The sequence below is a fragment of the Streptomyces puniciscabiei genome (genome assembly GCF_006715785.1).
Lineage (GTDB): Bacteria > Actinomycetota > Actinomycetes > Streptomycetales > Streptomycetaceae > Streptomyces > Streptomyces puniciscabiei.
Genome location: NZ_VFNX01000006.1, coordinates 152,646 through 162,170, shown reverse-complemented (window position 1 = coordinate 162,170; position 9,525 = coordinate 152,646). Strand labels below are relative to the sequence as shown.

Genomic DNA, 9,525 nt, shown 5'->3' with positions numbered 1-9,525 from the left:
CCTGAAGAAGAAGTCGGCTTCCGCGAAGCCCGCCGTACAGAAGGGGGAGGCTCGTGCCTGAGTCCCTGAGCCGTGCCGTCCGCTGGGACACGGTCGTCGGCGCCCTGCTGATCGTCCTGCTCCTGCTCTCCTTCTCCTTCGTCGACGGCTTCGGCAACGCCCTCAACCTGTCGTTCCTGATCGGCAACACCCTGCCCATCGCGCTGATCGCGCTGCCGATGACCCTGCTGGTCGTCTCCGGCGAGATCGACCTGTCGGTGGCCTCCACGGCCGGACTGTCCGGCGCGGTGATGGGCAAGCTGTGGAACGAGGGCATGGCCATCGAGACGATCATCCCGCTGTGCCTGCTGCTGGGGGTGGTGTGCGGGCTGGTCAACGGCCTGCTGGTGACCCGGCTCGGGCTGCCGTCCCTCGCCGTCACCATCGGCACCCTCGCCGCCTACCGGGGCATCGCCCAGATCGTCCTCGGCTCCGACGCGGTCACCGACTTCCCCACCCAGTACCTCGACTTCGCCGCCGGACGCCTCGGGAACTCCTTCCTCCCGCAGGCCTTCCTGCCCTTCCTGGTACTGCTCGCCATCGCCGTCGTCGTCCTGCACGCCACCCCGTTCGGGCGGTCGCTGTTCGCGATCGGCGCCGGCGAGGAGGCCGCCCGGTTCGCCGGCATCCGGGTCAAGCGGGCCAAGCTCCTGCTGTTCGTCGCCACCGGGTTCATGGCCTCCCTCACCGGCGTCTTCTGGACCCTGCACTACGCCAGCGCCCGCTACGACAACGCGACGGGACTCGAACTCTCCGTCGTCGCGGCCGTGTTGCTCGGCGGCATCGACTTCGACGGCGGCAAGGGCACGCTCGGCGGCGCGATCGCCGGGGTGTTCCTGCTCGGTGCGCTGCAGAACGTGATGAGTCTGCTGAACGTCTCCGCGCAGTCGCAGATCGTCGTCACCGGTGTCCTGCTCGTCATCTCGGTGCTCGGCCCCCGGGTCGCCCGCCAAGTCTCCGTTGCGAGGGCGGGCCGCAGAGCCGCCGCCTCGGCCACGACGTCGTAATTCCGCTCACCCTCGTCAAAGGACCTTCACCATGCGCAAGCCATCCCTCCGCCGCACCTGTGCCGCCCTCGCCGCCGGTACCTCCCTCGCCCTCGCCCTCACCGCCTGCGGCGGCACCACCAAGAACGACGTCAGGAGCGACGGCGGCTCGGGCGCGGCGGCCGGCAAGGCCGACCCCAACGCGGCCACCAAGAAGGGGCTGACCGTCGGCTTCCTGCCCAAGCAGGTCAACAACCCCTACTTCACCTCCGCCGACAAGGGCGGCGAGAAGGCGCTCACCGAGCTGGGCTCGAGGTACAAGGAGGTCGGCCCGTCCAGCGCGACCGACACCTCCGGCCAGGTCTCCTACGTCAACACGCTCACCCAGCAGCAGGTCGACGCGATGGCCGTCTCCGCGCAGGACCCCGGCGCCCTGTGCACCGCGCTCAAGCAGGCCATGAAGAACGGCATCAAGGTCGTCACCTACGACTCCGACACCACTGCCGACTGCCGCAACGCCTTCGTCTCGCAGGCCGGCGCCGAGGACCTGGGCCGTACCGAGGTGCAGCTGCTCGCCAAGCAGATCGACTACTCGGGCCGGATCGCGATCCTGTCGGCCGCGCAGACCGCGACCAACCAGAACACCTGGATCGACTACATGAAGAAGGAGCTGGCGGACCCGAAGTACAAGAACGTCAAGCTGGTCAAGGTGGCGTACGGCAACGACGACGCCCAGCAGTCCTTCCAGCAGACCCAGGGCCTGCTCCAGCAGTACCCGGACCTGAAGGGGATCATCTCCCCGACCACGGTCGGCATCAAGGCGGCCGCCCAGTACCTGTCCGGCTCCAAGTACAAGGGCAAGGTCAGGCTGACCGGCCTCGGCACCCCCAACGACATGCGCAAGTACGTCAAGAACGGCACCGTCGACGCCTTCGAGCTGTGGGACCCGGCGAAGCTCGGCGACCTGGCCGCCCGTACCGCCGTCGCGCTGGCCTCGGGACAGATCACGGGCAAGGAGGGCGAGACCTTCAAGGCCGGTGACACGACGTACACCATCGGCAAGGACGGCGTGATCGACCTCGGCAAGCCGACCGTCTTCGACGCCGGCAACATCGACAACTTCAACTTCTGATCCTGGAGCGGTACTTCATGCGGCGCGTGTGTTTCCTGCTCAAGGTCCGCGAGGACCGGATCGCCGAGTACCGCGAACGCCACGCCGCCGTGTGGCCGGAGATGCTCCAGGCGCTCTCCGCCACCGGCTGGCACAACTACTCCCTCTTCCTGCGCGACGACGGCCTGCTCGTCGGCTACCTGGAGACCGAGGACTTCGACGCCGCCCGGGCGGGCATGGAGGCCACCGAGGTCAACGCCCGCTGGCAGGCCGAGATGGCCCCCTTCTTCGAGTCCCTCGACGCATCCCGCCCCGACGAGGCGATGAAGCCGCTCACCGAGGTCTTCCACCTCGCCTGACGTCCCCCTGCCGGAAGTTCCTGGATTTCCTGGAGCCGCTCATGAAAAGACGCGCCGTGCTCGCGTCGGCCGCACTGGCCGCCGTGGCGACGCCGGGCATCGCACGGGTCGCCGACCCCGGCCCCTCCGTCACCAGGAAGAGCACGACCACGCTCGACCCCCAGGCCGTCTACTTCGTCTCCTACGACGGCCTGGTCAACAACAACTCGTTCCAGAAGAACGGCCTGCTGACGTACCAGGGCCACCAGTACGCCGCCTGGTACACCTCGACCGGCCACGCGGTCGTCGCCCGCCGCGTGGCCGGAGGCGGCACCTGGTCGGCGGTCACCCTCCCGCACGTCCTGAAGACCAGCGACTCCCACAACGTCATCTCCATGGGTGTCTCCAAGGTGGACGGCCGCCTGCACCTCACCATGGACTCCCACAGCGACGGCTACTTCTACGTGAAGTCCGTCGCCGGACTCCTCGACAACCCTTCCGCTACGTCCTGGAGTTCATCCGTCTTCGGCCCCGTCCAGACCTCCCTCGACGGCCTCGCGCTCACCTCGCAGTTCACCTACCCGCAGTTCGTCTCCACCCCGGAGGGCAGGCTCCAGCTCAGCTACCGGGCCGGCATCTCCGGCAACGGCCGCAACGCCCTCGCGGAGTACGACGGTTCGTCCTGGACGGCGCTGGGGGAGTGGTCCGCCTCCACCGGCACGTACACCAGCTCGCACGGCTCCAGCACCGCCCGCAACATGTACCTGCACGGCATCGACTACGACGTGAACGGCCGGCTGCACTCCTTCTTCACCTGGCGCGAGCAGAACGCCGCCGTGATGTGCGACAGCGGCGGCATCACCAACCACGACACCGGCTACGTCTGCTCCACCGACCGCGGCCGCACCTGGCGCAACGACGCGGGCGCGCCGGTCGCCACCACCGGCACCCCCGACACGGTGGCCGTCACCGACGCCGGCCTGGTCGTCGACCCCCTGGGCCCCGACCACTCCCTGATGAACCAGGAGAGCCAGTGGACCGACTCCACCGGCCTCCCGCACGCGATCATCAGCTATGTCCCCGGCCGCTTCGGCCAGTGCACCACCGACTACGTCGCCGACCGCACCGCGGGCGGCCGGGCGTTCCACCTCCGCAAGAACTCCTCCGGCACCTGGACCAAGACCGAGATCCCGGTCCCCCTCGACTCCAGCCAGCGCACCAAGCTGATCCTGGACAAGTACGACAACGCGTACGCGGTCTTCCCGTACGGCCGCATCGCCGGCGCCTCCAGGTCCTCCGGCTACACCGACTGGACGCCGCTCTTCGACGGGAGCGGCCTGGGCGCCTTCGGTGAGGTCGTGATCGACGAGATGCGGGCGCGGTCCGACAACGTCCTGTCGTTCATGTACCAGGAGAAGTCCAGCGGTACGACGCCCTCGGCGCTGCGCGTCGTGGAGTTCTCCCTGCCCGCCTGAGCGGGCCGTCACAGGGGGCGGTGACGGTAATGTGAGGTTCCGCCCGCCGCCCCTCGTCGTCCCTGGAGGTCTGAAAGCCGATGGCCCAGTCGGTGGGTATCAAGGACGTCGCCCGCGCCGCCGGCGTCTCCGTGGGCACCGTGTCCAACGTGATCAACCGCCCGGACACGGTCGCCTCCGAGACCCGCGCCCGGGTGCAGTCCGCCATTGAGCGGCTCGGCTACGTCCGCAGCGAGTCCGCCCGTCAGCTGCGCGCGGGCCGCAGCCGGATCATGGGTCTGCTCGTGCTCGACATGGGCAACCCGTTCTTCGTGGACGTGGCACGGGGCGCCGAGCGGGCGGCCCGCGAGGCGGGGCTCGGCGTGATGGTGTGCAACAGCGCCCAGAACGCCGGTGAGGAGGCCGATTATCTGGCGCTCTTCGCCGAGCAGCGGGTGCGGGGTGTGCTGCTGACCCCGGCCGACGCCACCGGCCGGAACATCGCGGCCTTCCGCCGGCACGGCATCCCGTTCGTGCTGGTCGACCGGGTCGCCGAGGGCACCGCCGAGTGCTCGGTGTCGGTGGACGACGTCACGGGAGGGGCGCTCGCGGTCCGGCATCTGGTGGACGCCGGGCACCGCTCCATCGCCTACGTCAGCGGACCGCCCGGACTCAACCAGGTCCGCGACCGCCGTACCGGCGCCCTGAACGCTCTCGCGGAGGCCGGGCTCGGCCCCGAGGCGCTGCGCGAGCTGCCCACCGAACGCCTCGACGTGGCCGCGGGCCGCGACGCGGGCGCCCGTCTGCTGGGCCTCGCCGAGCGTCCCACCGCCGTCTTCTGCGCCAACGACCTGCTCGCCCTCGGCGTCCTGCAGGCCATGTACGCGGCCGGGGTCACCGTCCCCGACGACCTCGCGATCGTCGGCTACGACGACATCGAGTTCGCGGCCGCCGCCGCCGTACCGCTGACCTCCGTACGGCAGCCCGCCGTCACCATGGGCGCCCTCGCCGCCGAGCTGCTGCTGGAGGAGACGGAGGAGGGCGAGGGCGGGGGGACCCACGAGCACCGCCGGGTGGTGCTCCAGCCGGAGCTGGTGGTCCGCCGTTCCAGCCTGACGGCCCGCTGACCGGGGCTGACCGGAAGTTCAGTAACAATCCATGATCCCTGGGCTCGGCGCGGGCCCGGTCATGTGCTGAACTGGGTCCCGTCCGTACCGTCCGTCCCGGGAGACCCGTTGAGCCTCAGCTACCGCCAGCCCGGCGTCATCCTCACCGACCGCCGCTTCACCGTGCCCCTCGACCACGCCGCGCCGGACGGCGAGACGATCGAGCTGTACGGCCGTGAGGTGGTCGCGAGCGACAAGGCCGGGCAGGAGCTGCCGTGGCTGCTGTATCTCCAGGGCGGTCCCGGCTTCGGGGCGAATCGTTTCGTCGGACGTCAGGCCTGGCTCGACCGGGCGCTGAAGGACTACCGCGTCCTGCTGCTCGACCAGCGCGGCACCGGCAGCTCCACCCCGGCCTCCCGGCAGACGCTCCCGCTCCGCGGCGGCCCCGCCGAGCAGGCCGACTACCTCACCCGATTCCGGGCCGGCTCCATCGTCCGGGACTGCGAGGCCATCCGCCCCGAGGTCACCGGTGGCGCCCCCTGGACCGTGCTCGGCCAGAGCTTCGGCGGCTTCTGCACGGTGTCGTACCTCTCCCTCGCCCCCGAGGGCGTCGACACCGCCGTCATCACCGGCGGCCTGCCCTCCCTCGACGCCCACGCCGACGACGTCTACCGCGCGGCCTACCCGCGCATCGAACGCAAGGTCGGCGCGCACTACGCCCGCTACCCGCAGGACGTCGAGCGGGCCCGCCGTATCGCCGACCACCTCCTCACCCACGACGTGACCCTGCCGAACGGCTACCGGTTCACCGTCGAGGCCTTCCAGTCCCTCGGCCTGATGCTCGGCACGAGCGACGGCAGCCACCGGCTGCACCACCTCCTGGAGGACGCCTTCGTACGCACACCCGGCGGCCTCGACCTCTCCGACGCCTTCCAGGAACAGGCCCAGTCCCTGCTGTCGTACGCGGCCCACCCCCTCTACGCCCTCGTCCACGAGTCGATCTACGGTCAGGACGCCCGCCCCACCGCCTGGGCCGCCGAACGCATCCGCGCCGAGTTCCCCCACTTCGACGCGGCCAAGGCGCTCGCCGGCGACACCCCGGTCCTGTTCACCGGCGAGACGATCCACCCCTGGATGTTCGAGGCGGACCCGGCGCTGCGCCCGCTGCGCGAGACCGCCGACCTGCTCGCCGCCCGCACCGACTGGCAGCCCCTCTACGACCCCGCCCGCCTCGCCGCCAACGAGGTCCCGGTCGTGGCCGCCGTCTACCACGACGACATGTACGTCGACACCGCGCACTCCCTGCAGACCGCCCGCACGATCCGCGGCCTGCGCACCTGGGTCACCGACGAGTACGAACACGACGGCCTGCGCACCGGCGCGCCGCGGGTACTGGACCGGTTGCTGGCGATGGCGCGGGGCGAGGTGTGACACAACCGCCAGTTCTGCGGATGGAGTTGTGGTGCGACCCGGCGGCATATTCTGCGCCCATGACCGAGTCCGAGATCACCCGGCTCCAGCCCATGCCCGACGACTGACAGCGCGCCCTGGCCGTGGTGGCCCACCCCGACGACCTCGAATACGGCTGCTCCGCCGCCATCGCGGCCTGGACCGACGGCGGACGCGAGGTCACGTACGTGCCGGCGACCCGTGGCGAGGCGGGCATGGACCACCTCGACCCCGCCGTCTGCGGCCCGCTGCGCGAGCGCGAGCAGCGGGCGAGCGCCGCCGTCGTCGGTCTCGGTACCGTGGAGTTCCTCGACCACCGCGACGGCGTGATCGAGTACGGGCTCGCGCTGCGCCGCGACATCGCCGCCGCGATCCGCCGGTACCGCCCCGAGCTGGTCATCACCCTCAACCACCGGGACACCTGGGGCGGTGTCGCCTGGAACACCCCCGACCACGTCGCCGTGGGCCGTGCCACCCTGGACGCGGCCGCCGACGCCGGGAACCGCTGGATCTTCCCGGAACTCGGCGAACAGGGACTCGAACCCTGGAACGGCGTCCGCTGGGTCGCCGTCGCCGGTTCCGCACAGCCCACCCACGCGATGGACGACGAGGACCCGGAGACGTACGTCCGCACCTTCCTGACCACCACCGCCGAGACCGCCGGTGAACGCTTCGGCGGCAGGCCGGCGGTGGCCTTCGAGGTGTTCAGCAGGTAACGGCCTCACTCCGGTGAACTGACCGGACATGTCTCCTACGCGCTCCTCGCGTGGGCCGGGCAGGCCTCCGGCGCGGCCGCCCCGGGTGCCGCCGGACCGGTCTCGTCCGGTGCCGGGGCATCCGCCCGTACCGCCCGCCGTGCCAACCCCAGCCGCAGCCCCTCCGGCATCACCGTCAGCCGTTCGGTCACGTCCAGCCGGTAGGCCGGGTCGGCCAGCAGCTCGTAGCGGCGCAGCAGGAGTCCGAGGACCAGGGTCGCCTCGTGCAGGGCGAACTGGCGGCCGATGCAGGCCCGCGCGCCGGTGCCGAAGGGCTTGAAGGTGTGCGGGGGACGGGACCGTACGGCCGCCGCCTCGAAGCGGTCCGGGTCGAAGCGCTCGGCGTCCTCACCCCAGACCTCCGGGTCGCGGTGCAGCATCGGTGTCAGCACCAGCGCCCACGCGCCCCGGAGCATCGGGTGGTCGCCGGCGAGCACGGTGTCCTGCCGCGCCTCGCGTGCGAAGGCCGGGGCCGTCGGCCACAGCCGCAGGGACTCGTCCAGCACCCGGCGGACGTAACGCAGCTTGGCCACCTGGTCGTAGCCGGGCCGCTCGGTGTCGCCCCAGACGCGGTCCACCTCGGCGCGGGCCCGGGCGGCGATCCCGGGGTGCCGGGCGAGGTAGTACAGGGCGAAGGAGAGCGCGCCGGAGGTGGTCTCGTGGCCCGCGACCAGGAAGGTGATGACCTGCTTGCGGACGTTCTCCGCCGACAGCTTCTCGCCGGTCACGGGATGCCCCGTCTCCAGCATGCGGTCCAGCAGGTCGCCGTCCCCGGGGCCCGACCGGCGCCGCTGGGCGACCAGCTCGTCGACCGTCCGGTTCAGGTGCGCCATGTCGGCCGCGTTGCGCCGGGCGGCGGCGCGCAGCAGCAGCGGGGCCAGCGGCGCGGGCACGCTGTTGAGGCGCTGGGCGTAGGTGAGCGTGCCGACCATCGCGGTGACGAAGGGGTGCGGGCGGTTCCGCTCGAAGGAGCCGAAGTCGTGCCCGAATCCGGTCCGCGCGATGGTCTCCAGGGTCAGCTTGGTCATGTCCCCGGGCACGTCCACCGTGCGCCCGGCCGCCGCCTCACGGTCCCAGTGAGCCGTCAGGCGCTCCGCGACCGCCAGCATCATCCCGTGGTAGCCCTCCATGGCCTCCCGGCTGAAGCCGGGCGCCAGGACGTCGTGCGCCAGCTGCCAGTTGGGCTCGTGGTTGTAGGCGGTGAACAGGCCGTCCCCGGCGACGGGCCGCAGATTGGCCACGCCGAGACCGACGTGCTTGGCGAACCGGGACTCGTCGGCCAGGTCGGCGGCCGGCCGCGCGCCCCACACGAACACGAACTCCTTGCCGAACGCCCGCCGCCGGAAGATCGGCCCCAGTTCGCGTGCGAACCGCATGGAGTCCTGCACCGGCTTGCGCCGGTCGACGCCGAGCACATCGCCGAGCAGCGGGACGCGGCGCGGCGGGTGCGGGATGCGGTGCAGCTCGGGCCAGCCCAGTTCGGCGCTCCGGAAACCCGTCGGCAGCCCCGTGTCCCTCGTCTCCGTCGTCTCCGCCATGACGCCGATCTCCCTTGATCCAGCTGCGACGCGCGTGTTGTACGTGGGTTCAATAACCGGTTTCAGTCTGGTCCGCTTGTTGAACCCGCGTCAAGTAGAGTGACGCCATGCCCGCGAACCAGGGGGAGCGCGCCAGGCGCAGACTCAGCACCGGGGAACGCCGTGAGCAGCTGCTGTCGGTCGGGGCCAAGCTGTTCTCGGAGAGCCCGTACGACGACGTGTGGATCGAGCAGGTGGCCGAGATCGCCGGGGTCTCCCGCGGGCTGCTGTACCACTACTTCCCGACCAAGCGGGACTTCTTCGCGGCGGTCGTGGAGCGTGAGAGCGAGCGGATGCTGCGCATGACGGCGGCCGTGCCGGGGGTGCCGGTGCGTGAGCAGCTCACCGCCGGCCTCGACACCTACCTGGGTTACGTCCAGGCCCACGCCCACGGCTTCCGCGCCTTCCACCGCGCCGACGCGGCCGGTGACCAGGCCGTACGCCGGGTCTACCAGCGGGCCCTGGCCGCCCAGGAACAGCAGATACTGGCCGCGCTCGCCGCCGACCCCGAGTTCGGGCCCGTCTTCGAGAGCGCCCCGCAGGTCCGCCTGGCCGTGCGCGGCTGGCTCGCCTTCACCACCGCCGTGTGCCTGGAGTGGCTGCGTGACGGGGAGTTGACCCGCGAGCAGGTGCGCGACCTGTGCGCGCGGGCGCTGTTGGGTGTCATCGCCTGACCACTGTCCGCCCCCCGTCCGATCCTCTCCGCCGGT

At 71.2% G+C, this 9,525-nt stretch carries 9 protein-coding genes; 8 read left to right on the top strand and 1 reads right to left on the bottom strand.

The window, feature by feature from the left end; genetic code table 11:
• The first annotated feature begins 53 nt into the window (after positions 1–53).
• The 7 genes from FB563_RS41185 to FB563_RS41155 all read left to right on the top strand — a co-directional run bounded on the left by FB563_RS41185 (position 54) and on the right by FB563_RS41155 (position 7,199).
• Positions 54–1,046, top strand: a complete 993-nt coding sequence (locus tag FB563_RS41185) for an ABC transporter permease (protein WP_055707499.1) — start codon at positions 54–56, stop codon at positions 1,044–1,046.
• Between the two features lie 31 nt (positions 1,047–1,077).
• Positions 1,078–2,157 (top strand): rhamnose ABC transporter substrate-binding protein, encoded by a 1,080-nt coding sequence (gene rhaS / locus FB563_RS41180; protein ID WP_055707500.1) that lies wholly within the window; start codon positions 1,078–1,080, stop codon positions 2,155–2,157.
• A gap of 17 nt (positions 2,158–2,174) precedes the next feature.
• Complete coding sequence (locus tag FB563_RS41175) at positions 2,175–2,495, top strand: L-rhamnose mutarotase (RefSeq protein ID WP_055707501.1); 321 nt, start codon at positions 2,175–2,177, stop codon at positions 2,493–2,495.
• A 41-nt stretch (positions 2,496–2,536) separates the two neighbouring features.
• Positions 2,537–3,949 (top strand): BNR repeat-containing protein, encoded by a 1,413-nt coding sequence (locus FB563_RS41170; protein ID WP_055707502.1) that lies wholly within the window; start codon positions 2,537–2,539, stop codon positions 3,947–3,949.
• Positions 3,950–4,029: 80 nt separating this feature from the next.
• Positions 4,030–5,055 (top strand): LacI family DNA-binding transcriptional regulator, encoded by a 1,026-nt coding sequence (locus FB563_RS41165; protein WP_055707503.1) that lies wholly within the window; start codon positions 4,030–4,032, stop codon positions 5,053–5,055.
• 108 nt (positions 5,056–5,163) lie between these two features.
• Complete coding sequence (locus FB563_RS41160; protein WP_055707512.1) at positions 5,164–6,465, top strand: alpha/beta fold hydrolase; 1,302 nt, start codon at positions 5,164–5,166, stop codon at positions 6,463–6,465.
• Between the two features lie 116 nt (positions 6,466–6,581).
• Positions 6,582–7,199: a PIG-L deacetylase family protein gene (locus FB563_RS41155; protein WP_234357829.1), complete on the top strand. Its 618-nt coding sequence runs from the start codon at positions 6,582–6,584 to the stop codon at positions 7,197–7,199.
• A gap of 35 nt (positions 7,200–7,234) precedes the next feature.
• Here FB563_RS41155 and FB563_RS41150 read toward each other — a convergent pair whose 3' ends face one another.
• The gene (locus FB563_RS41150) at positions 7,235–8,776 is read right to left on the bottom strand and encodes a cytochrome P450 (protein ID WP_055707504.1); all 1,542 of its coding nucleotides are present in this window, start codon (positions 8,774–8,776) and stop codon (positions 7,235–7,237) included.
• Positions 8,777–8,883: 107 nt separating this feature from the next.
• Here FB563_RS41150 and FB563_RS41145 point away from each other — a divergent pair, with 107 nt between their 5' ends.
• On the top strand, positions 8,884–9,489 hold the full coding sequence (locus FB563_RS41145; RefSeq protein WP_055707505.1) for a TetR/AcrR family transcriptional regulator: 606 nt from the start codon (positions 8,884–8,886) through the stop codon (positions 9,487–9,489).
• Positions 9,490–9,525: the final 36 nt, after the last annotated feature.

Excerpts from the sequence above, each read along its gene's own strand:
- rhaS (WP_055707500.1), top strand. The coding sequence starts at position 1,078 with ATGCGCAAGCCATCCCTCCGCCGCACCTGTGCCGCCCTCGCCGCCGGT.
- FB563_RS41175 (WP_055707501.1), top strand. The coding sequence starts at position 2,175 with ATGCGGCGCGTGTGTTTCCTGCTCAAGGTCCGCGAGGACCGGATCGCC.
- FB563_RS41170 (WP_055707502.1), top strand. The coding sequence starts at position 2,537 with ATGAAAAGACGCGCCGTGCTCGCGTCGGCCGCACTGGCCGCCGTGGCG.
- FB563_RS41165 (WP_055707503.1), top strand. The coding sequence starts at position 4,030 with ATGGCCCAGTCGGTGGGTATCAAGGACGTCGCCCGCGCCGCCGGCGTC.
- FB563_RS41150 (WP_055707504.1), bottom strand. The coding sequence starts at position 8,776 with ATGGCGGAGACGACGGAGACGAGGGACACGGGGCTGCCGACGGGTTTC.
- FB563_RS41145 (WP_055707505.1), top strand. The coding sequence starts at position 8,884 with ATGCCCGCGAACCAGGGGGAGCGCGCCAGGCGCAGACTCAGCACCGGG.